This window comes from Sedimentibacter saalensis, assembly GCF_007830175.1.
In the GTDB taxonomy this organism is placed as follows: domain Bacteria; phylum Bacillota; class Clostridia; order Tissierellales; family Sedimentibacteraceae; genus Sedimentibacter; species Sedimentibacter saalensis.
Window position 1 is genome coordinate 171,563 of the sequence record NZ_VLKH01000005.1, and the last position, 23,854, is coordinate 195,416.

The 23,854-nt window shown below is 35.7% G+C and carries 25 protein-coding genes; 24 read left to right on the forward strand and 1 reads right to left on the reverse strand.

What is annotated here, in order from left to right; translation table 11 throughout:
• Positions 1 to 38: 38 nt before the first annotated feature.
• The 12 genes from plsY (at position 39) to LY60_RS10795 (ending at position 9,571) form a co-directional block, all read left to right on the forward strand.
• On the forward strand, positions 39 to 617 hold the full coding sequence (gene plsY / locus LY60_RS10740; protein WP_145083345.1) for a glycerol-3-phosphate 1-O-acyltransferase PlsY: 579 nt from the start codon (positions 39 to 41) through the stop codon (positions 615 to 617).
• 11 nt (positions 618 to 628) lie between these two features.
• The gene (locus LY60_RS10745; RefSeq protein WP_145083348.1) at positions 629 to 1,627 is read left to right on the forward strand and encodes an NAD(P)H-dependent glycerol-3-phosphate dehydrogenase; all 999 of its coding nucleotides are present in this window, start codon (positions 629 to 631) and stop codon (positions 1,625 to 1,627) included.
• 190 nt (positions 1,628 to 1,817) lie between these two features.
• Complete coding sequence (spoIVA, locus tag LY60_RS10750) at positions 1,818 to 3,332, forward strand: stage IV sporulation protein A (RefSeq protein ID WP_232233043.1); 1,515 nt, start codon at positions 1,818 to 1,820, stop codon at positions 3,330 to 3,332.
• A 417-nt stretch (positions 3,333 to 3,749) separates the two neighbouring features.
• Positions 3,750 to 5,009 (forward strand): biotin/lipoyl attachment domain-containing protein, encoded by a 1,260-nt coding sequence (locus tag LY60_RS10755; protein ID WP_145083351.1) that lies wholly within the window; start codon positions 3,750 to 3,752, stop codon positions 5,007 to 5,009.
• Between the two features lie 9 nt (positions 5,010 to 5,018).
• On the forward strand, positions 5,019 to 5,723 hold the full coding sequence (locus tag LY60_RS10760; protein ID WP_145083354.1) for a YggS family pyridoxal phosphate-dependent enzyme: 705 nt from the start codon (positions 5,019 to 5,021) through the stop codon (positions 5,721 to 5,723).
• Entirely contained in the window at positions 5,724 to 6,161 is a 438-nt protein-coding gene (locus LY60_RS10765; RefSeq protein WP_019228526.1) for a cell division protein SepF, read from the forward strand.
• 13 nt (positions 6,162 to 6,174) lie between these two features.
• Positions 6,175 to 6,435, forward strand: coding sequence for a YggT family protein (locus tag LY60_RS10770; protein WP_019228525.1), 261 nt, complete (start codon positions 6,175 to 6,177; stop codon positions 6,433 to 6,435).
• Between the two features lie 8 nt (positions 6,436 to 6,443).
• Positions 6,444 to 7,229 carry a YlmH family RNA-binding protein gene (locus tag LY60_RS10775; RefSeq protein WP_145083357.1) on the forward strand — a complete coding sequence of 262 codons (786 nt, stop codon included), beginning with the start codon at positions 6,444 to 6,446 and terminating at the stop codon, positions 7,227 to 7,229.
• Positions 7,230 to 7,241: 12 nt separating this feature from the next.
• Positions 7,242 to 7,718, forward strand: a complete 477-nt coding sequence (gene lspA, locus LY60_RS10780) for a signal peptidase II (protein ID WP_145083360.1) — start codon at positions 7,242 to 7,244, stop codon at positions 7,716 to 7,718.
• Positions 7,711 to 8,667: an RluA family pseudouridine synthase gene (locus tag LY60_RS10785; RefSeq protein WP_145083363.1), complete on the forward strand. Its 957-nt coding sequence runs from the start codon at positions 7,711 to 7,713 to the stop codon at positions 8,665 to 8,667. The genes lspA and LY60_RS10785 overlap by 8 nt, the downstream gene beginning before the upstream one ends.
• 19 nt (positions 8,668 to 8,686) lie before the next feature.
• Positions 8,687 to 9,217, forward strand: coding sequence for a bifunctional pyr operon transcriptional regulator/uracil phosphoribosyltransferase PyrR (gene pyrR, locus LY60_RS10790; protein WP_145083366.1), 531 nt, complete (start codon positions 8,687 to 8,689; stop codon positions 9,215 to 9,217).
• 27 nt (positions 9,218 to 9,244) lie between these two features.
• Complete coding sequence (locus LY60_RS10795) at positions 9,245 to 9,571, forward strand: hypothetical protein (protein ID WP_145083369.1); 327 nt, start codon at positions 9,245 to 9,247, stop codon at positions 9,569 to 9,571.
• A 203-nt stretch (positions 9,572 to 9,774) separates the two neighbouring features.
• On the opposite strand, the gene LY60_RS10800 is transcribed toward LY60_RS10795, so the two are convergent.
• Positions 9,775 to 11,526 carry an Rqc2 family fibronectin-binding protein gene (locus LY60_RS10800; RefSeq protein ID WP_145083372.1) on the reverse strand — a complete coding sequence of 584 codons (1,752 nt, stop codon included), beginning with the start codon at positions 11,524 to 11,526 and terminating at the stop codon, positions 9,775 to 9,777.
• A 269-nt stretch (positions 11,527 to 11,795) separates the two neighbouring features.
• Between LY60_RS10800 and LY60_RS10805 the strand changes: the two genes are divergently transcribed.
• The 12 genes from LY60_RS10805 to rsgA are packed head-to-tail and all read left to right on the forward strand — an operon-like array spanning position 11,796 to position 23,852.
• Entirely contained in the window at positions 11,796 to 12,683 is an 888-nt protein-coding gene (locus LY60_RS10805) for a YicC/YloC family endoribonuclease (protein WP_145083375.1), read from the forward strand.
• Between the two features lie 8 nt (positions 12,684 to 12,691).
• Positions 12,692 to 12,949, forward strand: a complete 258-nt coding sequence (locus LY60_RS10810) for a DUF370 domain-containing protein (protein WP_019228517.1) — start codon at positions 12,692 to 12,694, stop codon at positions 12,947 to 12,949.
• Positions 12,950 to 12,961: 12 nt separating this feature from the next.
• Positions 12,962 to 13,567, forward strand: a complete 606-nt coding sequence (gene gmk / locus LY60_RS10815) for a guanylate kinase (RefSeq protein WP_145083378.1) — start codon at positions 12,962 to 12,964, stop codon at positions 13,565 to 13,567.
• Position 13,568: 1 nt separating this feature from the next.
• Positions 13,569 to 13,868, forward strand: coding sequence for a DNA-directed RNA polymerase subunit omega (gene rpoZ, locus LY60_RS10820; protein ID WP_145083381.1), 300 nt, complete (start codon positions 13,569 to 13,571; stop codon positions 13,866 to 13,868).
• A 54-nt stretch (positions 13,869 to 13,922) separates the two neighbouring features.
• Positions 13,923 to 16,343: a primosomal protein N' gene (gene priA / locus LY60_RS10825; RefSeq protein ID WP_170226178.1), complete on the forward strand. Its 2,421-nt coding sequence runs from the start codon at positions 13,923 to 13,925 to the stop codon at positions 16,341 to 16,343.
• Positions 16,344 to 16,351: 8 nt separating this feature from the next.
• A complete protein-coding gene (gene def, locus LY60_RS10830) occupies positions 16,352 to 16,795 on the forward strand; it encodes a peptide deformylase (RefSeq protein WP_145083387.1) in 444 nt (147 codons plus the stop codon).
• 8 nt (positions 16,796 to 16,803) lie between these two features.
• Positions 16,804 to 17,733 (forward strand): methionyl-tRNA formyltransferase, encoded by a 930-nt coding sequence (gene fmt, locus LY60_RS10835; RefSeq protein WP_145083390.1) that lies wholly within the window; start codon positions 16,804 to 16,806, stop codon positions 17,731 to 17,733.
• A gap of 28 nt (positions 17,734 to 17,761) precedes the next feature.
• Positions 17,762 to 19,090: a 16S rRNA (cytosine(967)-C(5))-methyltransferase RsmB gene (gene rsmB, locus LY60_RS10840; protein WP_145083393.1), complete on the forward strand. Its 1,329-nt coding sequence runs from the start codon at positions 17,762 to 17,764 to the stop codon at positions 19,088 to 19,090.
• A 44-nt stretch (positions 19,091 to 19,134) separates the two neighbouring features.
• Positions 19,135 to 20,163 carry a dual-specificity RNA methyltransferase RlmN gene (rlmN, locus tag LY60_RS10845; protein WP_145083396.1) on the forward strand — a complete coding sequence of 343 codons (1,029 nt, stop codon included), beginning with the start codon at positions 19,135 to 19,137 and terminating at the stop codon, positions 20,161 to 20,163.
• Positions 20,164 to 20,171: 8 nt separating this feature from the next.
• Positions 20,172 to 20,924 carry a Stp1/IreP family PP2C-type Ser/Thr phosphatase gene (locus LY60_RS10850; RefSeq protein WP_170226179.1) on the forward strand — a complete coding sequence of 251 codons (753 nt, stop codon included), beginning with the start codon at positions 20,172 to 20,174 and terminating at the stop codon, positions 20,922 to 20,924.
• A complete protein-coding gene (gene pknB / locus LY60_RS10855) occupies positions 20,914 to 22,962 on the forward strand; it encodes a Stk1 family PASTA domain-containing Ser/Thr kinase (protein WP_145083401.1) in 2,049 nt (682 codons plus the stop codon). Before LY60_RS10850 ends, pknB begins: the two co-directional genes overlap by 11 nt.
• An 8-nt stretch (positions 22,963 to 22,970) precedes the next feature.
• Positions 22,971 to 23,852, forward strand: coding sequence for a ribosome small subunit-dependent GTPase A (gene rsgA / locus LY60_RS10860; protein ID WP_145083403.1), 882 nt, complete (start codon positions 22,971 to 22,973; stop codon positions 23,850 to 23,852).
• Positions 23,853 to 23,854 lie beyond the last annotated feature (2 nt).

The following is a 23,854-nucleotide window of genomic DNA, read 5'->3' on the forward strand; positions in this document are numbered from 1 at the left end:
ATCTTTTGCTGCAGAATTTTTATAGCGAGAGGTGTTTTATGAATTACTTTTTTATAGCAATCATATCTTATTTATTGGGAAACATTTCATTTGCTTACATTCTTGGCAAGATTTTTACAAAAAAGGACGTCCGTGACTACGGAAGCGGCAATGCTGGAGCCACAAATGCAATAAGAGCTTTCGGTAAGAAAATCGGAGCAATGGTTTTTATTGGTGACGTTTTAAAAGGTGTAATAGCAGTATTGATTGGAAAAACTTTAGGAGTTACCGGAATGTACCTGGCTGGAGCCATGGTAATAATAGGACACAACTGGCCGGTATTTTTGAATTTCAAGGGAGGAAAAGGAGTTGCCACAACTATAGGCGTAATGATAATCGCCAGTCCTTTTGTAACCATGATATGTTTTGTTTTGGGGCTTGTGGTTATAATAGCTACAAGGACTGTGTCACTAGGATCTATAATCGGAATGGCAATGGCGCCTCTGGCAGCGGGTATTTTTGTAAGACCGTTTGATATGTCATTGTTCATTTTTTGCTTGTTTATAGGAACCATGGCTATTTACAGACATAAGGAAAACATAAAAAGAATTTTAAATGGCAAAGAAAACAAATTGTAGGAGATGATGACTTGAAGAAAAGAATAACTCTGCTTGGGGGAGGAAGCTGGGGAACAGCCCTTGCCAAACTTCTTTCTGAAAACGGACACATGGTTACTGTATGGCTTCGTGATGAAGAACAATGCAGGGAATTAACAACAGAAAGAGAAAACAAGAAATATCTTCCGGGTGTAATAATTCCGGACAACATAGTGTTTACATCCCAAATAAACGAATCATTAAAAGACGCTGAATATATTTTAATTGTTACGCCAACACAAAAAATAAGAAGCGTTCTTAAACAAATTAACAGCGAATACAAAAAAAATAAAATTATAATTAATGCTTCAAAAGGAATAGAAATGGGAACTATGTGCCTTGTTTCAGACATAGTCAGGGAAGAAACGGAAGACTGCATTTTTGCAGATCTTACAGGTCCATCCATAGCAAAGGAAGTTGTGGCTAAAATGCCTACAGCAATTACAGTTGCCTGTGAAGATAAAAAAGCCGCATCTGAAATTCAGGATATGTTCATGTCATCTTATTTCAGGGTTTATACAAATGATGATGTGGTAGGGGCAGAACTTGGAGGAGCGCTTAAAAATATCATTGCTTTGGGAGCCGGAATTTCTGACGGAATAGGATACGGAGACAATGCAAAAGCTGCTCTCATGAACAGGGGAATTGTGGAGATAGCCAGACTTGGAATTGCAATGGGAGCTGATGTTGAAACATTCTTTGGATTGTCCGGAATAGGCGATTTGATGGTAACGTGCATGAGCAAGTTTTCAAGAAACTGGAATGCAGGATACCTAATCGGACAGGGTTATTCAAAGGAAGAAGCTGCAAAAAAGGTGGGCATGGTGGTTGAAGGAATTTCAACAACTTATGCTGCATATGAGCTTTCAAAAAAACTTAATGTTGAAATGCCCATTGTAAATGCAATGTATGACTTGCTCCAAAACAATGCAGACGTCAAGGAAACGGTCAACAAGCTAATGCTCAGAGACAAAAAAGAAGAAAAGCTTTAATCAATTAAGAATTAAGAATGAAGAATGAAAAATTATTGTGAGGATTTGCCCCAAAGGGCAAATCCTTTCTTTTAATTCTTAATTCTTAATTCTTAACTCTTAACTCTTAATTCTTAATTTTACTAAATTTTTTATAAAATAATTTGTACATTTTTTGGAATAAACAGATTATGGGGGGCATATAAATTAATTGTATACGAAAGTGCATAACGGAGGAGGGATTATTATTACGAATTTAGATATATATGAGGATATAGCTAAAAGAACCAAGGGCGAAATATATTTGGGAATAGTGGGACCGGTAAGAACCGGAAAGTCTACATTTATCAGAAAATTTTCTGAGAATGTAATGCTGCCGAATATAGAAGATGAATATATCAGAGAAAGAGCAAAGGATGAAATGCCTCAAAGCGGTACAGGCAAGACTGTTACAACAACTGAACCAAAATTTGTTCCTGGAAATGCTGTAAAAGTTACTTTCAAGGACAACATTCATGCAAGTTTAAGACTCATAGACTGCGTAGGATATATGATACCCGGTGCAATAGGAAACATGGAAGGTGAAGTTCCAAGATTGGTAAGCACTCCTTGGAACGAGGACCCGATTCCTTTTGCCGAAGCAGCAGAAATTGGAACTAGAAAAGTAATAAAGGATCACTCAACAATAGGCGTATTGGTAACAACAGATGGAAGCATTACCGACATTTCAAGAGACAACTACATCATGGCGGAAGAAAGAGTTGTGAAAGAGCTTAAAGAAATAAACAAACCATTTGTAATTATTTTAAATTCTATGCATCCTTTGAATGAAAACACTCAGGCTCTTTCTGTCCAGCTCAAGGAAAAATATGATGCTCCAGTAATGGTTTTAGACTGCATGAACCTTAAAACAGAAGACATTGACAATGTACTTGAAAATGTTTTGTATGAATTCCCTATAAAAGAAATCAATGTTGATCTTCCAAGGTGGTTTGACGGACTTACATATGATTATTCTTTAAAACGAGATTTAATCAATACATTGAAGGAAGATTTCAGCGACTACTACAAATTGAGCGACTTCAATGCAGACAACATTTTTTCTGCAGAAAATGACTATGTTGAAGATTATTTTGTAAAAGACATAGAGCTTGGAACAGGATGCATAAACTTGAAAATCGATCTTGACAATTCATATTACTACAAAGTTATAAGTGAACTGTCCGGTGAAGAAATTACTGGAGAGCATCAGATTTTGAAGCTCATAGGCGATTTATCAAAATCAAAAGATTCCTACAGCAGGGTTGAAGCTGCAATTAATGACGCCAAAACAAAGGGTTATGGATACGTGTCTCCGGGCATTGCAGACATGATAATCGACAAGCCGGAAGTTTTCAAGGAAGGCAGCAGGTATGGAATCAAAATAAAAGCTCAGGCACCTTCGCTTCATATTTTCAACGCAGGCATAAATACTGAGGTTTCGCCTGTCATAGGAAGCAAAGCACAAAGTGAAGACCTTATGAATCATTTAATGGAACAAATGAAAGACAATCCACAGTGCATATGGGATGCTGAAATATTCGGGAAGACACTGTACAGCCTTGTGGATGAGCAGCTTGAATCAAAACTTACTGCAATGCCTGAGAATGCAAGGAAGAAACTTAAAAAGACAATTGAAAAGATTGTGAATGACGGTTCCGGAAGTATAATATTTTTAATAATTTAAATGGGGGAAACCCCATTTTTTTATATACTTTAGTATATAAAACGGGGATTGCAAAGGGCGGGACGCCCTTGCCGTCAAGGGGGGTGTTCAGCAAAAAATACGTTAGTATTTTTTGCGCGGTCGGGGGACATAGGTCCCCCTAGCGGAGTTGCGGAGCAACTTTTTTTTATATATTTAATTTTGTAGCAAAATATATAAAAATGTCATATATATTGAAATTTGTCAATAAATATTGTAATATTAATTGTTAAACATGCATATATAACTTGCAAAAACAATGAAATTCGTGCTATAATGTATTTATGGCATATAAAGGCTTTTTTATGATGCAGCACATAAATGCAGCAACAATAAAATCAGTAATTAAAAGTCAGGCTGATTGTTATGATCAGTACATAAAAAATTTGGGGCTTGAAAATGGCAAGAAAAAACTTTGGGTTGAAAAATTTCTTCTTTTCTTTCGCAACAGTTTGCCTGGTTATATATATATTTAAAAATATTAACGGTTCAGTTGACATAATGGTTGCGGAAGACGGCAATCTGGAAGACGTAATCGAATCTTCCGGAATAGTGGTAAAAGATGAAGAAGTGTATACTGCATCACTTGATGGCAGTGTCACATATTATTTTGATGACGGAACAAAAATAAAAGAAGGACAGCTTGTGGCAGATCTTAACACGGACACAAACTCTGCCCAGATAAATAAGCAAATCGAAGAAGTACAAACTGCCATTGACTTGAAAAAAAGCAAAGATAACAGTGCTTCATCTGAAAAAGCATTGTCAATTGAAGCTCTTTCTTCATATGAAACAGAAATTCAAGCAAGTATCTTAAACAATGATCTGGATGCAATGTATAATATTGTTGGACAAGTAGATAATAACAGCATAGAAACTTATTCCGGCGGAGAATATGAACAATATGATGTAAAGCAGCTTGAAGACATGAAAAAAAGCCTTATGAGCAGCGTATCCACAAACAAGGTTCCTTACTATTCCGGCATGGCCGGAATAATCACATACAAAATAGACGGTTTGGAAGACGTGTATAAATTTCAGGATGTTTTAAACATCACTCCAAGCGGTACAAAAGAACAGGAGTATACTATTTCAGACAAAAAACAGAGCGAAACTGTTGCAAGGGATGAAAAGATTTATAAAATAATTAGAAATTTCGAGTACTACATAGCAGTTACCGTTGATAACGAAAAAGCAAAAATGTTTGAAGAAAACAAGTACGTAAAGATAAGGGTTCTTTCAGATGGTTCTGACCATGAATTATGGGGTTATATTAAAAAAATTAATTACGGAAGCGAAAGTTCAGTGCTTATTTTGTATTTTGACGATTATTTTTATAAAATATATGATAAGCGGTATGTAAATCTGCAAATTATAACCGATATACATGATGGGCTTAAAATTAGTTCAGCTGCCATAACAAAGAAGGATGGTCTGGACGGAGTTTACGTGGAAGATGCCAGCAACATAATTAAATTTTTCCCGGTTGAAATACTTGGTCAAAACGGTGACGTCACAATAGTTTCTAGCGGAGAATATTCAGGGGAAAATGAGAGAAGAATAATAAACATAAATGATAAAAGTTACTCCACAATTAAGACTTTCGACAAGGTGATACTTGAACCTGACAAGGTTTATGAAGGTCAGATTGCAGAATAGGAGGATAAAGTGAGCATAAAGGAAAATATTGACGAAATATTAAAAAGAAAAAATGAAGCAGCCTTAAGATGCGGGAGAAGTCCTGAAGACATAACAATAATAGCGGTATCTAAGACTGTTGACGGTTCAAGAGCAAGGGAAGCTGTTATGGGGGGGCTTGAAAACCTCGGGGAAAACAGAGTTCAGGAAATCATGAACAAGTATGATGAACTTCAGGACCTTCAGGTGAAATGGCACATGATAGGACATCTGCAAAAAAACAAAGTTAAGTACATAATTGACAAGGTAGAGCTCATTCATTCAGTCGAGAGTATTGAACTGGCTGCTGAAATCAACAAAAGAGCTTCCCAGCACAACATAATTTCAAACATACTTATTGAGCTTAACATAGGTGAAGAAGAAAGCAAGTTTGGAATAAATGAAATCTCAGTATACGATTTTGTCAGCTCCATGGAGCAATTTGAAAATATAAAGGTTATGGGACTCATGACGGTGGCACCTTACTGCGAGAATCCCGAAGATGTAAGGTGGGTTTTCAAGAAGATGAAGGATATATTTGATAAGATTTCTTCTATGAACCTCAAGAACACCCAAATGAAGTATCTTTCCATGGGCATGACAAATGATTTTGAAATAGCAATAGAAGAAGGATCAAATATAGTCAGAATTGGTACGGCTGTATTTGGCAAACGAATATACAAGGAGGATAAGTAAATGGGAGTAATGGACAAAGTAAAGGATTTTATCGGCATCAATGATTTGGAAGATGATTATGAAGAGGAGGAAATTGTTGCTGAAGGTAAATTCGAGAGCAGCAAAAATGACAGAATGGAAACTTATACAAAGAAAAACAATGTAATTAAGGTTCATTCTAACACTGACATGAAAGTCTTCATTTGTGAGCCTCAAAAGTACGAAGATTGCACTAAGGCTGTTGACGAACTGAAAAACAGAAAAGTTGTAGTCTTGAACATCGAAGGAATGGAACTGGAAAATCAGAAACAAGTATTTGAATTCATCAAAGGTGCTGTATATGCACTTGAAGCAAGCATTCAAAAAATATCAAACGGAATTTTCGTTATAGCTCCTAACAATGTTCAAATTGACGGAAGACTTAGCGACAGATTTGAAAGGAATTTTAATTACAAATAATTAAGGAGCGCTTATGTACACTATTAAATTGGCTCTTGGCATACTATTGAGAATTATAGATTCTTTAATACTAGTCAGAGTACTGCTTTCATTTTTCCCAACCCTACAATACTCAAAGGTTTCCAACTTTATCTATCAAATGACAGAGCCCATAATGGCTCCTTGCAGAGCAATTTTAGATAAACTTGGATTAGGCATGGGAATGATTGATTTTTCTCCTATACTGGCATTTTTATTAATAAATTTGTTGCAGAATTTGGTTTATGCCTTATAAGGTGCGAGATGAAAGATTTTGAAAAATATTATGATTTTATAAAAGATGATGAAACAAAAAACACTGTGAAAAAAATAGCTGACAAAGCTTTGCAGGTGAGCAAAAATTATGTTCCTGTTGTTACGGAATTTACAAATCCTTATGTTGCAGAGCTTTGCAGTCCGATTATAAGAAATTTTGACGTTAAATTTGAACTTTTCCCCTCATCTGAACTCTGTGAGAGGAAAGTTTTCATTTTATACCCTGATTATCTTGAGGAAATAAATGAGGATGATTACATAACAACCATTCGCATCAGGAACAAGTCAAAGTTCAAGAAATTAAATCACAAAGATTATCTGGGTTCCATAATGTCACTGGGTATAGACAGAAACAAAACAGGCGATATTTTTGTTTATGAGGATTTTGCTGATGTTGTTGTTAATAGTGACATTGCCGACTACATTATTTATAACATGGATTTAATCGGGCACAATAAAATAGAAACAGAAAAAGTAAAACTTGAAAACACGTTGTTTAAAGAACAGGAACATGTGATTTTAAACATCACAAGCTCATCCATGCGCCTTGACAGCATTGTGAAGCACGTTGCCAATAAATCCAGGGAAGAGGCAGCAAACATGGTAAGAGGAGGAGCGGTAAAGGTCAACTTCAGAGAAGAAGACAAAATCTCTCAGGAAGTAAAAGACGGTGATATGATTTCCATAAGCAAGTTTGGCCGCTTTAAAATTTCCAGACTGTCCGGTGTCACCAAAAGCGGCAAATATAAAATAGAAGTTAAGCATTATGTTTAAGAAGAGGTACATATGAATATTTTAGCAGGAATTATATTTTTGTTTTCCATAGTTTCAGATCAGCTTACAAAGCTTTGGGCTGTAAATCAGCTTAAAGACGGAGAATCCATCAAATTAATAGGAAATTTTCTAAGATTTACATACGCGGAAAACAAAGGAGCAGCTTTCAGCATACTGCAAAACCAGCTGTGGTTTTTTATTATAGCAACTGTTGTGATGCTGATTATTTTAGGTTACATGTTTTTTATGGCAAAGAATTTGACACCTGTGTCAAGGCTTTCAATTTCCATGATTGCCGGAGGAGCAATAGGAAATTTCATCGACAGGCTGAGGCTTGGACACGTGGTTGATTTTATAGATGTGAGATTCGGAAGTTTTTACAATTTTCCAATATTCAACATTGCTGACAGCTTTGTTGTGTGCGGAACTATTTTAATGATTATATTGATTCTTTTTAACAAATTTGAAAAGAGTGATATTAATGGATGACAGCAAATTTTTCATTGATGATTTTGATGAATTGTCCGAAGAAGATGAAAATGAAACAGTGATTGTGGCGGACAAAAATGGTGAAAGAATAGATGTATATATTTCTATGTCACTTGAAGACATGTCAAGAAATTCAGTGCAGAAACTAATTGCTGATGGCAGGGTAACAGTTAACGAAAAACTCATTAAGTCAAACTACAAGATTAAAATAAATGATGTTATTAAAATAATAATTCCGGAACCTGAGCTTCTTGACGTGAAGGCAGAAAACATTGATATAAATATAGTTTATGAAGACAACGACCTTGCAGTAATAAACAAGCCCCAAGGAATGGTTGTTCATCCTGCTGCAGGGCACTATGGAGGAACATTGGTCAACGGTCTTATGTATCATCTTAAAGATCTTTCTTCCATAAACGGAGTCATGCGCCCGGGCATAGTGCACCGCCTTGACAAGAACACTTCAGGCCTCATGCTTGTGGCGAAGAATGACAAGTCCCACAATTTTCTTGCTGCTTGTTTAAAAGAACATTCAATCAACAGAATTTATTATGCGCTGGTAGAAGGAAATGTAAAGGATGATGTTGGGAAAGTTGATGCTCCTCTTGGAAGAAGCGAGAAGGACAGAAAAAAAAGAGCGGTCACAACGAAAAACAGCAAAAATGCCGTCACAAACTACCAGGTTGTGAAAAGATACGGCAAGTACACCCTTTTAAAGCTGAAACTTGAAACCGGAAGAACTCATCAAATAAGGGTGCACATGAAGTACATTGGCCATGCAGTAGTAGGGGACGATGTATACGGAAGCAAATTAAATAAGTTCGGTCTGGAAGGCCAGCTTCTGCATTCAAAGACAGTGGGCTTCATACATCCCACAACCGGAGAATACATGGAGTTTGATTCAGAACTTCCTGAATATTTCCAAAGAGTTTTAAAAATAATAGATTAGTATCAGAGAGGAAAATTCAATGAAAGCAAAAGCTTTGATAATGGATGAAAAAGCAATAGAAAGAGCCGTTTTTAGAATTGCCCATGAAATTATAGAAAAAAATAAGGGCGTTGACAATGTTGTGCTTGTTGGAATTAAAACCAGGGGATGGCCTTTGTCATTAAGATTTGCAAAAAAAATAGAAGAAATTGAAGGCTCAAAGGTTCCTGTTTTTCCTCTGGACATAACATATTACAGAGATGATCTGGAAAAGGACGATATGGCTCCCATGTCTGTAAAAAGTTTTGATTTTGACATAAAAGACAAGACTGTGGTCCTTGTGGATGACGTTCTTTATACAGGAAGAACCGTAAGGGCTGCCCTTGATGCCATAGTTGACAGGGGAAGACCAAAGAATGTTGAGCTTGCAGTGTTAATAGATAGAGGACACAGAGAGCTTCCCATACGTGCAGATTTCATCGGTAAAAATGTGCCCACATCAAGAAGTGAAAGAATTAGTGTTCATTTGGAAGAAACAGACGGAACAAGCCAGGTGCTCATTAACGAATAATTTTAATGATATAATCATGGAGAGAATATGTACAAATATTTTTATATAGTCAGAATGTGGGTGAACGTCCTGCTAATAGGAACCTTAAACTTTTTCATTTTTTTTGACGATGTAGACTATGCCGTATATTCACTTGCTGCAATTGTAGTAACGCAAATTTTGTTTGCACTTACAAAAAAATATAAGTTTCCTCAGGAACACGAAGAAAAAAACAACAAAGTGCTTCAGATTCTCATGATATTGTTATTGTGGGCAGGATTGTATGTAAACAGACTGTTTTTACTGGGAGCCTGGATTATTTATGTTGTTATAGAAGCAATAATGTATGTTGCTGTAAAAGAATATTTTTATTGAAAGAGTAAACTGCCAAGGAAAATATAAATCCTTGGCAGTTTTTTATATACTAGGAAAGTTCTCTTTCCTAGTATATAAAAAACGGGGATTGCAAAGGGCGGGACGCCCTTGCCGTCAAGGGGGGTGCTCAGCCAAAATACGTTAGTATTTTTGGCGCCGAAGGGGGACATAGGTCCCCCTAGCGGAGTTGCGGAGCAACTTTTTTATTGTTTTAAATTTATCGCTGAAATATCAGGCTCCACAAGCATGGAGTAGTTTGTGTCATATATTACAAAGCCCGGTTTTGCACCGGCAGGTTTTTTGACGTTTGACTTTTTTGTGTAGTCAACTTCTACAAAACCGGAATTTTTTCCTTTGCTGTAAAATGCAGCAACTTTTGCAGCTTCCACATATTCATCATCTTCAAGTTCATCACCGTTTGTTCTTATTATTACGTGTGAACCGGGCATGTCTTTGGCATGGAACCAATAATCTTCCTTTTTGGCTATTTTAAATGTGAGCATGTCGTTTTGAATGTTGTTTTTTCCTACAATTATTTCATGTCCTTTTGACGAAACATATGTTGCAAATTCTTTTTTGTATTCCTTGGATTTTTTTATTTTTCCCTTTTTCTTCATGAATCCTTCATCAATAAGTTCGGTGTATATGTCATCTAAATCCTCTGTTGTTTCGCATGTTTCAATTGAATACAATATGTTTTCAAGGTAATTGATTTCTGACAGCGCAGTTTCAATAAATTTTTGAAGCTCTTCTTCGGCATTTTTAAGCTTGTTGTACCGTTTGAAAAATTTCTGGCTGTTTTGGTTAAGATTAAGCTTTGGATCCAGGGGAATTGTGATTTCCTTCATTTCAGGGTCGTAGTAATTTACAACTTTAAGCTTGTGATTTTCAGGTGTAACGTGAAGGTTTGCTATTATAAGCTCTCCGTAAATCCTGTATTTGTCACGGTCTTCAGCATTTAACAGCTCGTTTCTTTGCTTTTCAACCTTTTTTTTGTCTCTGTCTATTTTTGTATTTATACTTTTTAAAAGACTTGAAACTTTCTGATTAATTTTATTCTTGTTATCCTGTTCGAAATAATAATCATCAAGCATGCTGCCTGGCGAAGGGTAGTTTTTTTTGTCCATGGATTTAAGATACTCCACATCAAGGCAGTAAAAGTCAAACAATCCTTTTTTTTCATCTAAATATACATTAAAAGAATAATGGCCGCTTATAGTTTTTTGGATTATGCTGTTAAATGCAAACCATAATTTTTCTGTTTGAAGCTCAGTGATTTCTCCCATATAAGTGCTTTCATTTATTTCTGCCAAAAAGCAAATTTCCTTGCTTATGAAAGGACTCATTCCTATGAAATTTTTATACAAAAAATCATAGACATACATACCTTTAAAAGAGAGTCTAACTGCTTCATAAAACTTTTCTCTGCTTGTTTCAAGCGGATTTCTTTTGTCAGCAGGGGGAGTGACGTAAACAAGGCCTGGATAAACCTGTCTTACGCTGCTTACATTTTCTGCCACTCTTTTAATGGAGTCAATTATAATCCTTGAGTTTTTATTTATGAATATTATGTTGCTGTGTTTTCCCATTATTTCAATAATCAATGATTTATGCACAGTTGTGTCAAGCTCATCCTTGCACTCAAAAGAAATTTCAAGTATCCTGTCCATATTGAGCTGATTTATTTCTGTTATGTGAGCACCCGTCAGATGTTTTCTAAGAAGCATGCAAAACATGGGAGGCTGCTCTGGATTTTTTCTTGTAACGTCAGTGAGGTGAATACGAGGACTGCTGCTTGCGGCAGTTAAAAGCAGCTTATAGTTTTCTCCGCCGTTTCTTATAGAAATTACAATTTCATTTTTATCAGGCTGGTAAATTTTATCAACCCTTGCACCTATTAATTTATTGTTAAGTTCATCATTTATACTATGTAAAAAAATACCGTCTAAAGACATATTATCCTCCTATCAATTAATAATTAAGAATGAATAATTAATAATTATGGTTAGTTGAATTTTTAAATGTTGAATTTAATTCTTAATTCTTAACTCTTAATTCTTAATTAATAATAGTATTGTACAGCAAAAAGCTTATTATGTCATGGAAATTATTTATTTTTTGTTTACTATTTGCATTTTGATGTTATAATAAGAATAAATAAGAAAGTCGCTCTGCGGCTTTTATAATGAATATGCACTTATAAATAAAAATATTGGAGATTAAAATGGCTAATATAATAAGTATGACCGGTTACGGCAAAGGCGAACACAATGACGGCAAAAGAAGCATTACTGCAGAAATAAAGACAATCAACAACAGATATTGCGATATAAACATTAAAACACCAAGACATTTGCGCTTTTTTGAAGATAACATCAGAAAAATCTTGAAAAATGGAGTGCAAAGGGGTAGAATAGACGTATATATCAATATTGACTACATAAGTGAATCAGATACTGTCATAGTTCCGAATATGTGCCTGGCAAAACAGTATAAAGACGCCATTGATGAAATCAGAAATGAACTGAATATTACAAGCAGTGCATCCCTTGATACAATAATAAAATTCCAGGATGTACTCGTGGCTAAGGAAGACACTCAAGACGAAGAAGAGCTTCGCATATGTGTTGAAGCTGCCATGAACAATGCGGTTAAGAATCTTATTGCAATGAGGCTTATTGAAGGTGAACAGCTGGAGAGCGATATTAGGTCAAGCATGGCAAAAATTCTTGAGCTCATGGATGAAATAGCCAAGAATTCGGGAACAATTGTACAGGATTACAAAACAAAGTTTGAAGCAAGAATAAAGGAACTTCTGGGAAGCACCTATGAATTGGATGAAAACAGATTATACAACGAAATAGTCATATATGCGGATAAAAGCGATATAAACGAAGAAATAGTAAGATTTAAATCCCACATGTCTCAGCTTGATGCAGCTCTTAGAACAGGTGGGTCTGTAGGAAGAAAGCTTGATTTTATTATTCAGGAAGCAAACAGGGAAATAAACACAATAGGTTCTAAGATCGGGAACCTGGATATTATTCAAATGGTTATTGAAATAAAAAACCTTCTGGAAAAAGTCAGAGAACAAATACAAAACATAGAATAGGAGATAATATGTCAAATAATACTATTAACATAGGATTTGGTAATATAGCATTGTCAAATAGAATTATTGCAATTGTTAGTCCCGAGTCAGCACCTATAAAGCGTGTTATACAGGAAACAAGGGAAAAAGGAAAACTAATTGATGCAACATATGGAAGAAAAACAAGGGCTGTAATAATAACAGACTGCGAATATGTTATTTTGTCAGCTATTCAGCCTGACACAATGGCTCAGAGGTTTGATAACAACAACCACAATATAAAGTAACAGAGGTGTACAATGGACGACGGATTATTAGTGGTGATATCAGGACCTTCAGGTGCAGGAAAGGGAACTATCTGCTCAAGGCTTAAGGAAGAGTTCAAGGATTTAAAAGTCTCGGTGTCGGCTACTACTAGAAAACCAAGAGAAGGTGAAGAAGAAGGAATAAGCTATTTTTTTATAAATGAAGAAGATTTTATAAAAAGAATAAATAATGATGAATTTCTCGAATATGCTAAAGTGTACGGGAATTATTACGGAACTCCCAAGAGCGAAGTATTCAGACAGCTTGAGGAAGGAAATGATATAATTCTTGAAATAGATATTCAAGGAGCATTGCAGGTGAAGAAAAACTATCCAAAGGGCGTCTTCATTTTCATCCTGCCGCCTTCTTTGTCAGAACTCAACAAGAGAATAGAAAACAGAGGAACTGACTCAAAGGAAGTTATAATGAAAAGAATGCAGTGCGCTTACGATGAGCTAAACTATGCTTTCGAATATGACTATGTGGTTGTAAACGATGAGGTTGAGACTGCAGTTGATAAAATAAAACACATCATATTTGCGGAAAAAAACCGCGCTGTAAGAAAGAAAGCAATAATAAACAAAATAAGAGAGGTATAATATGAAAAAAATTTCCATAGATAAACTAAATGACATGGTTGACAGCAGCTATTCACTTGTAACAATTATTTCAAAAAGAGCAAGGCAGATAATTGACGGTTCTGACATACTCATTAAAACTCCTACAAATAAACCTGTGGGAATTGCCATAGAAGAGTTCTATGACCATCAGTTTGATGCAATTTACAATTATGACCAGTTCAAAAAAGAACAGGAAGAAAAGGAAGCTTTAGACTTAGAAAATTCAGAATCTGAAGATTCAAATGAAGAATTAGATATGCAAGAGGAAGATGAACAATAAATATAATCAGTCTGTTGACTGATTTTTTTCTGTATGTCTGATATCGGGGGTAACATGTATAATATTTGTGTGCAGCTAATTTTAAACAACAATTCAAAAAGCACGGACCAGCTATACACCTACGGTGTTCCGGCTGAACTTGAAGAAAAAGTCCAGGCAGGAAAAAGAGTTACTGTCAATTTCGGAAGAAACAGGCATATTATTGACGGTCTAATAGTTTCAGTGTCATCATCATGGGACATTCCGGACAATAAAATCAAAAGCATTATTGATGTAATAGATGATATGCCGGTGGTGTCTTTAGAGATGATAAAGCTCATATCATGGATAAGAGAAAGATATGTGTGCAAGTATTCCGATGCCGTAAAACTCATGATACCTTCCATGATTAAGTACGAGCACAGCATTTTAATCAGTGCAAAAGAAGAATTGTTCGCTGAAATATCATTGAGCGAAAAAGAACAGTCTCTCTTTGAAATAATTAAAAATGGATCTATTGAACTTGAAAAACTGAAAAAAATCTATGCAGGAAAAGACATTTACGCACTTCTTGACAGCCTGAAGGATAAAAACATAATAGACATGACAAGCAGTGAGCAGCAAAGTGGGAAAAGATCCTATGAAAAGCTGTTAAGCCTCAGGGAATATAAAACAATAGATGAATATGACATAAACAAAACACCCAGCCAGATTAAAATAATAAATTATCTGAAACAAAACAAAAAAGTCAATATCAAAAAAATAGTCAATGACTTGGATGTATCTCAGGCAGTAATAAACAACCTCCTTAAAAAAGAAATTTTAACTCAAGACCTTGTTTTGTACGAAGAGGAAGAAGAAACAAAAAAGGAAGAAGCTCTCATGCTTAACGAAGAACAAACATATGCATGTGAAGACATATTGAATTCCAAAAATAATGTTTTTCTTCTCCATGGAGTAACAGGAAGCGGAAAAACCGAAGTGTACATGAATGTCATAGAGCATTACAGAAAACAAAACAAACAATCAATTGTGCTTGTACCTGAAATTTCTCTCACAGTACAGACAATCAAACGATTTAAAAAAAGATTCGGCAATAAGATTGCGGTTTTTCACAGCAAACTTGGTAAAAAAGAAAAATTTATTCAGTGGAACAAGGTATACAACAAGGAAGTTGATGTTATAATAGGTGCAAGATCTGCAATATTTGCTCCCGTTAAAGATTTAGGGGTTATAATAATAGATGAGGAACATGAAGACAGCTATGTGTCAAGCACAACTCCAAAATATGATACAATAGAAGTTGCCATAAGGATGTCTGTTATTTTAAACGCTAAAGTAGTGCTTGGCTCTGCTACTCCTTCTCTAAACACATATTCAATGGTACTAAAAAATCAAGTTGAACTTCTTGAGCTTAATCAAAGAGCCAAGAACAGTGAAATGCCTGATGTTGAAATAATTGACATGTCAAAGGAACTTGACAAAGGAAACAACACTATTATAAGTGAAAAACTTTATGAAAGCATAAGGTTATCCTTAGGAAAAAAGGAACAGGTTATTTTATTCCTGAACAAAAGAGGATACTCGGGATTTGTTTCCTGTAAAAAATGCGGATACGTGGCAAAATGTGACCATTGCGATGTTTCCATGACATACCATATTAAGGGAAATGTTCTTAAATGCCATTACTGCGGCAGGACAAGAATAATGACATATACATGTCCCAAGTGCGGCAGCGATAAAATAGAGCAGTTCAGCGCCGGAACTCAGCAGGTTGAAAACCTTGTGAAAAAGTTGTTTCCAAAAGCCAATACAGCCAGGATGGACGTGGATTCCATGTCAGGAAAGTCTAGCTACGAAAACATATACAATGATTTCAAGGATGGAAAAATTGATATACTGATTGGAACCCAAATGCTTGCAAAGGGATTCGATTTTCCGGAAGTTACAACAGTTGGAGTTTTGTCGGCAGATGCTCTTTTAAACCTTCCCTTTTACAATTCAAGCGAAAAAACATTTCAGCTCATAACTCAGGTCAGCGGAAGGGCCGGCAGAGGAAACAAAAAGGGAAAGGTGTTCATTCAGACATATGAGCCGGAAAATTATATAATCAATGCTGCAAAAAACAACGATTATGAAATGTTTATGAAGGAAGAATTGCGCTTAAGAAAAGAATTTGCTTTTCCTCCGTTTATAAATATAATAAATATATGTGTAATTTCAAAAAATGAAAAACTTGCAGTTGATACTGCCAATGAAAAATATAATGAGCTGCAAATAAAAGTTAAAGACATGGTAAAGGAAAGGATGGTATTGTTGTACAGACCAATACCACATTCTATTTACAAAGTAAATGATGAGTACAGGATAAACTTGTTCCTGAAGGTTTCAAGACGCAGTCTGCAGTATGTAAAAGACATCATGCGAACTGTTTACTTGGACAAAGACATTGAAAATATAAAAATAAGCATCAACATCAACACTGATACAGTATAGGAGGAAATATGGCTTTAAGAAATTTAAGATTTAACGGAGACGAAATATTAAGAAAAAGAAGCAGAGAAGTAAGTGTCATTGACAATAAAATAAAGATGCTTCTTAATGACATGCTTGATACAATGTATGAAAATGACGGTGTGGGACTTGCTGCTCCACAGGTAGGGATTTTGAAAAGAGTGGTGACCATAGACGTTGATGACGGTAACATTTACAAAATGATAAATCCAAAGATCATAAAATCTTCAGGAGAGCAAACCGATCAGGAAGGGTGTCTCAGTGTACCGGAAACAAAAGGAATGGTAAAAAGACCTATGAATGTTACTGCAGTATACACAGATGAAGATGGCAATGAAGTAACAGTTGAAGCTGAAGGACTTTTAGCAAGAGCAATATGTCATGAAATTGATCACCTTGATGGTGTGTTATTCATTGACAGAACAGAAAAATAGGTGATAGTATGAAAGTTATATTTATGGGAACACCTGATTTTGCAGTTCCGACACTGACGAAGCTTCACGAAAGCGGTCATGAAATAAAACTTGTTGTGACACAGCCAGACAAACCGTCAGGAAGAGGAAAAAAATTAAAAAAATCCGCTGTCAAGGAAAAAGCAGAACAGTTAGGGTTAAATGTTTTTCAGCCGGATAAAATCAAAAAAAGTGAAAATATAGAGGTTTTAAGGTCTTGTGATGCAGACATCATTGTTGTTGTTGCCTATGGACAGTTATTAAGCAAGGAAATTCTTGACATGCCTAAATTTGGCTGCATCAATGTCCATGCATCAATTCTTCCTGAATTAAGAGGCGCAGCTCCATTAAACTGGGCACTCATAAACGGCCATAAACACGCAGGTGTCACAACAATGATGATGGATGTTGGACTTGACACAGGAGACATGCTGCTTAAGGATGAAATTGAAGTTGACAGATATATGAACGTAGGACAGCTTCACGACATTCTCATGGAAAAGGGAGCACAGCTTCTTATAAAAACTCTTAATAAAATACAAGACAATTCAATAACAAGAACAAAACAAGATGATGCTCTTTCAACATATGCTCCAATGCTTAACAAAGAAACTCAAAGAATCAATTGGAATGACAGCGCGGAAAATATACATAATTTAATCAGGGGACTTTCTCCGTGGCCAACTGCATTTTTCAGTCTTGATGACAAATTTGTTAAAGTGTATGGCTCTGATTTCAATGATGAAGAAACTCGACATGAGCCCGGATATGTTGAGAAGGTTCAAAAGGATGGAATTTACGTATCATGCAAGACTGGAACACTTATAATAAAGGAAATTCAGATGCCGGGTAAAAATAAGGTGGATGTTGAAGCATATTTAAGGGGAAACAAATTTCCGGAAAATGTGATTCTCAAATGATAAATTTTAATAAGCTACCGAGGTACATATGGACAGCTATAGAATAAAGGTTGTAGAAACATTAAAAAAAATATTCAAGGATAAATCCTATTCAAACATTGTAATAAGCAATGACATAAGAAATATAGATTTAAGGCATCAGGCTCTTTACAGGAAATCTGTGCTTGGTGTTGTAGAACATTTGATGTTTATCGACTGGATAATAAATCAAATGTCAAACACCAAGACAAAAAAAATGGAGACAGATGTTCTTGTTGTGCTTCGCCTTGCTGTGTATCAGATGTTTTTCCTCGACAACTCTTATGAAAACATGGTTGTGAGCGAATCAGTGCAGTACATTAAGGACAAGGGAAACATAAGGGCATCAAAATTTGTAAATGGTGTATTAAGAAACATATTAAGACAAAAAAAAGAACTGCTTGAAAAAATGGAACATTTACCACGGGAAGAATATTTAAGCGTAAAATATTCGTACCCCGCTGAACTGATAAAAAGGTGGCAGCTGCAGTTTGGAAAAAATAAAATCGAGGAAGTTTTGTCAGCAAACAATGCTGAAGCTCCACTTGAAATAAGAGTGAACAACATGAAAATTTCAAGAGATGAACTTTTGAAAATTTTCAATGAAAAAGGAATAATTGCAGAAAGATGCAAATATGCTCATAAGGGAATACGAATTTTAAATCCTATTGAAACAGACAAGACCGAAGAATACAAAAAAGGTCTTTTTTCCATACAAAGCGAAAGCTCCATGCTGGCCGGACAAATATTAAATCCGGCTGAAGACAGCCTTGTTATAGACATGTGTGCAGCTCCTGGAGGAAAGTCTTTAAACGCTTCAGAAATCATGAACAACACTGGTAAAATCTTAAGCAGGGACATTTATCCGGGAAAACTTTCACTCATTGAAAAAGAAAAACAAAGGCTTGGATTAAACAATATAAAAGCTGAGGCATATGATGCCACTGTTACTGATGAGACATTGATTGAAAAGGCTGATTTTATAATTGCCGATGTGCCTTGTTCAGGACTTGGAATAATAAGACGAAAACCTGAAATCAAGTACAACAGGACAGAAGCTGAAATAAAAGAAATTTTAAACATACAGTTAAAAATACTTGAAAATGCTGCTAAATACCTGAAAAGGGGTGGAATGATGGTGTATTCCACATGCACAACAAACAAGGAAGAAAATCTCGACATTGTTATGGAATTTTTAAAGCATAACAAAGGTTTTGCACTTGAAGATTTTTCAGACAAAATAAATGACTTTCCTGATGCAAAAAAAGGATACATAGAAATATATCCACACGTTCATGGTATGGATGGCTTTTTTATTGCGAAAATTAAAAGGTTATGATATAATTTGGGCAACTGTACGAGATTAAACAAGAAGGTAAATATATGATAAAAATAGATGAGTTAAGCTTTGAAGAACTGGAAAAGGCAATGACAGAACTTGGTGAGCCGAAATTTAAAGCCAAACAGATTTTTGACTGGATACATGAAAAGACTGTTGACTCTTTCGACAAAATGTCAAATGTAAGCAAGAAGACGAAAGAAGAGCTTGCAAAAAAATATGAATTTACAAAATCAACAATAGAATTGAAGCTTGAGTCCAAGCTGGATGAAACAAAAAAATATGTTATTATGTTTGAGGACGGCAATGTGGTTGAAAGCGTGTATTTGAAATACAAGTTTGGAAACACCGCATGCATTTCATCCCAGGTGGGATGCAAAATGGGCTGTCATTTTTGTGCATCCACAAAAAACGGGTTTTTAAGAAATCTTACTGCAGCCGAAATGCTCAGACAAATATATCTTATTCAGGAAGATACAGGGGAAAAAATATCAAATGTTGTAATAATGGGTTCCGGAGAACCTCTGGACAATTATGACAATGTAATACGATTTTTAAAACTTATAAATGATGAAAGAGGTCAAAATATATCCATGAGAAAAATTACTCTTTCAACATGTGGTATAGTACCAAACATTTATAAGCTTGCGGATGAAGATATACCAATCACATTAGCCATATCACTACATGCTCCTTCTCAGGAAAAAAGAGAGGAAATACTTCCAACAGCAAAGAAGTACAAACTTCCCGAGCTTATGAAAGCCTGCGACCACTACATTAATTCCACAGGAAGAAGACTTACATTTGAATATATAATGATTAAAGGCTTCAATGATTCTCCAGAAGATGCAGTGATGCTTTCTCATCTTTTGAAAAACAAGCTTGCAAATGTTAATTTAATACCATGTAACTATGTGAAGGAGGCCGACATAAAGCCTTCTGAAAATCTAAATATAGAAAAATTTAAAAAATTGCTGACAGAAAACGGAATAAATGCCACAGTTAGAAGAGAACTCGGAAGCGACATCAATGCTGCATGCGGTCAGCTCAGAAATAATTTTTTAAAAATATGAGGTGCCTTATGAAGGTGTACTATGAAACAAACAAGGGATTAAAGCGGGAAAACAATGAAGACAATTTAATAGTTGAAGAAACAAACAGGTATAACCTTTATGCTGTTGCTGACGGCATGGGCGGACACAAGGCCGGGGAAGTAGCAAGCTCAATAGCCATTGACACCATAAGAGAATGCTTCAAACAGGACTGTGAAAAAGAAAATTTTCTTCCGCCGTCATTTATAATGAAAAGCGTTGAAGAAGCAAATACTAAAATAAGAAAAGAAGCCCTTGTGAAAGATGAGTGCAACGGAATGGGAACTACTGTTACCATGGCTGTTATAGATATTGAAATGAATATTGCATACATAGGAAATGTTGGAGACAGCAGGGCATATGTAATAAGAGGCAATGAAATTACTCAGCTCACAGACGATCACACATATGTGAACGAACTTTTGAAGGATGGTAAAATAACAAAGGGAGAAGCAAAGCATCATCCCAAGAGGAATGTTATTACAAGAGCTGTAGGCAGCGAAGAAACTGTACAGGCAGATATATTTGAAATAGAAATTTTTGAAAATGATGTGATTTTATTGTGCACCGACGGTCTGACAACTCATTTGTCAGACGAAAAGATTCTTGAAACCATAATGGAATACGGCTGTTCTTCAAGCGTGCAGAAACTGATAAAAATGGCCAATGATAATGGAGGAACTGATAATATTACCATAATTATTGTTGACAATATCACTAGAGGTGAAGCTTATGATAGGTAGAATATTAGGAAATAGATATGAAATTATAGAAAAAATAGGCGGCGGAGGAATGTCTAATGTTTATAAGGCAAGATGTAATGTCTTAAATCGCTTTGTAGCCATTAAAATACTTAGGGACGAACTCATATCAGACCCTGATTTTGTTGCAAAGTTTAAACAGGAATCACTTTCAGCAGCAAGTCTGGCTCATCCTAATATTGTAAACATTTATGATACGGGAATCGAGGGAGATATTTATTATATTGTTATGGAATATGTAAAGGGAGAAACCCTTAAGAAATACATCAACAAAAAAGGAAGACTTTCAGAAACTGAAAGTTTGAAAATTTCACGTCAGGTTGCTGAAGCATTAAAGCATGCTCATTCAAACAACATAGTTCACCGGGACATAAAGCCCCACAACATTCTCATAACCGAAGAAGGAATTGCAAAGGTAACTGATTTCGGAATTGCAAGAGCTGCCACAAGCTCCACAATAAACAACACTTCAAATGTCATTGGTTCAGTTCATTATTTTTCTCCTGAGCAGGCCCGTGGCGGATATGTTGATGACAAATCCGACATTTATTCACTGGGTATTGTAATGTATGAAATGATAACAGGTGTTGTACCTTTCGATGCAGACAATCATATTTCTGTTGCAATGAAACAAATACAGGAAAAACCGGTGCCTCCATCAAAGAAAGTTAAAAATCTGCAAATATCAAAGGGATTTGAAGACATAATAATGAAGTGCCTGGAAAAGCACCAGAGCTTCAGATTTCAAAATACTGATGAATTAATAAGAAAACTTGATTCATTGAACGGAATTTCATCATCCGTTAAAACAGATGAAGAAATAATTGATTCACCTACAATGGTTTTGCCTGTCATAGGTGATATTAAGGAAAACAAAGTAATTGACATCGACATAATAGACCAAGAATCGGACAATGCATTCAGAAGCTTTTTCGGAGAAACTGATTCGACGGGCAATGAGGATAAACATAAGGAAAAAAAGACAGACATGGAAGATAAAGCACAAAAAAGCAAAAATACAAAAATTACAGTGGCTGCAATTTTAAGCGCCTTGGTTGTTGCTTTAATAGGAGGAGTAATTGCATTCAGGGCATTTTTATATGTGCCTGAAATAACCGTTCCAAATTTAATCGGAAGAAATGAAGATGAAGCTAAACAAATTGTAGAAGGCTTAGGCCTGGAGTTTAAGGTATCTGACAGACAATTTTCAACGGAGTTCAAGGAAGGTGAAGTAATTGAACAAAGTGTGGATGAAGGCGCAAAGCTAAAGGAAGATTATCCTCTTGAAGTTGTTGTGAGCATGGGTATAAAGGAAATAACTGTTCCTAACCTTGTGGGAAGATATGCAATCGAAGCAGGAATAATACTTGCTGATGCAGGACTGTCTGAAGGAAGAGTCACTGAAGAAAATTCAGACAAATATGCTGCAGGTCAGATTATTGAACAATATCCTACAGCAAACAATCCAGCTGAGGCAAAGGATAAAGTTGACTATGTTGTGAGCCTGGGACCTAAGGTTGTTTATGTGAAGATGCCAAATCTTGCAGGGCTTGGACTTGAAACTGCAAAACTTCTCATAGTACAGAACAATCTTGCAGTTGGAGAAGTCACTGAAGAGCCAAGCGATGAAGTACCAGCAGGCCAGGTCATGAGACAAAGTGTTACTGCCGGACAGGAAGTTGAACAGGGAACATCAATATGGATGACCGTAAGCTCAGGAAAAGCTGAAGAACCCGGCACAGAACAACCTGGAACAGAACCTGGCACACAGGAACCTGGAACAGAAGAACCGACATATGAAGGAATATATCCTTTGACTATTGCTCTTCCAAAAGACAAGGATAAAGTAACTGTAGTTATTCAGAGAGTTACAGACGGCGGACGTGAAGTTGTTTATTCACAGGAGGTTAAAACTTCAGAACAGAGTATAATTGTAAACCTAAAAGGTTCAGGAATACAGGTGTTTGAAATTTTTATGGATAATGAGCCGTATGTAACAAAAGAAATAAATTTTGAATAGGAGCTGTTATGATTGATGGTATCATTATAAGAGGCGTGGGGGGAAACTACTGCGTTGATACAGGAGAAAAATTAATCGAATGCAGAGCCAGAGGACTGTTCAGGATTAAAAATATAAAACCCCTGGTTGGTGACAGGGTCAAGATAAGAATAACAGAAGAAGATGAAAATAACGGTTATATTGAGGAAATTGAGGAAAGATTCAATGAAATAAAAAGACCGCCCATTGCAAATGCAGAGCAGCTGTTGATATTTTTCGCAGTCACAAATCCAGAACCAAGCTTTCTTCTTCTTGACAAACTTTTGATTGCAGCTGAAATAAACAACCTTAAGCCGGTTATCTGTTTCAACAAGTGTGATCTGGCAGATGATGAAAAAAAGACAGAACTTGAACAAATTTTTATAAACACAGGCTACAAGGTGATTTTCACAAGCAAGAAGGATGAAAAATCCATTGAAAAATTAAAAGAAATATTGAAGGATAAATTAAGTGTTTTTTCAGGACCGTCAGGTGTAGGAAAATCCTCGATCATGAACGCCGTCCAGCCTGATTTTCATCTTAAGACAGGTGAAATAAGCGATAAGCTGAAAAGAGGAAGACACACCACCCGCCATGCGGAAATTTACAAACTTAGCTTTGGAGGATATGTTGTTGACACTCCCGGCTTCAGTTCATTTGAATTGTCAGGAATAGGCGAATATGAACTCAAGGAATATTATCCTGAAATAAAGAAATTTGATGAAGGCTGCAGATTTGCTGATTGTCTTCACAACAAAGAACCAAATTGTGTAATAAAGGACTCCGTCAGTGAAGGAAAAATAAGTGAAACTCGTTTTTCCAACTACAGAAGACTTTTAGAAGAAATACAAAAGGCTAAAAAAATTTACTAGGA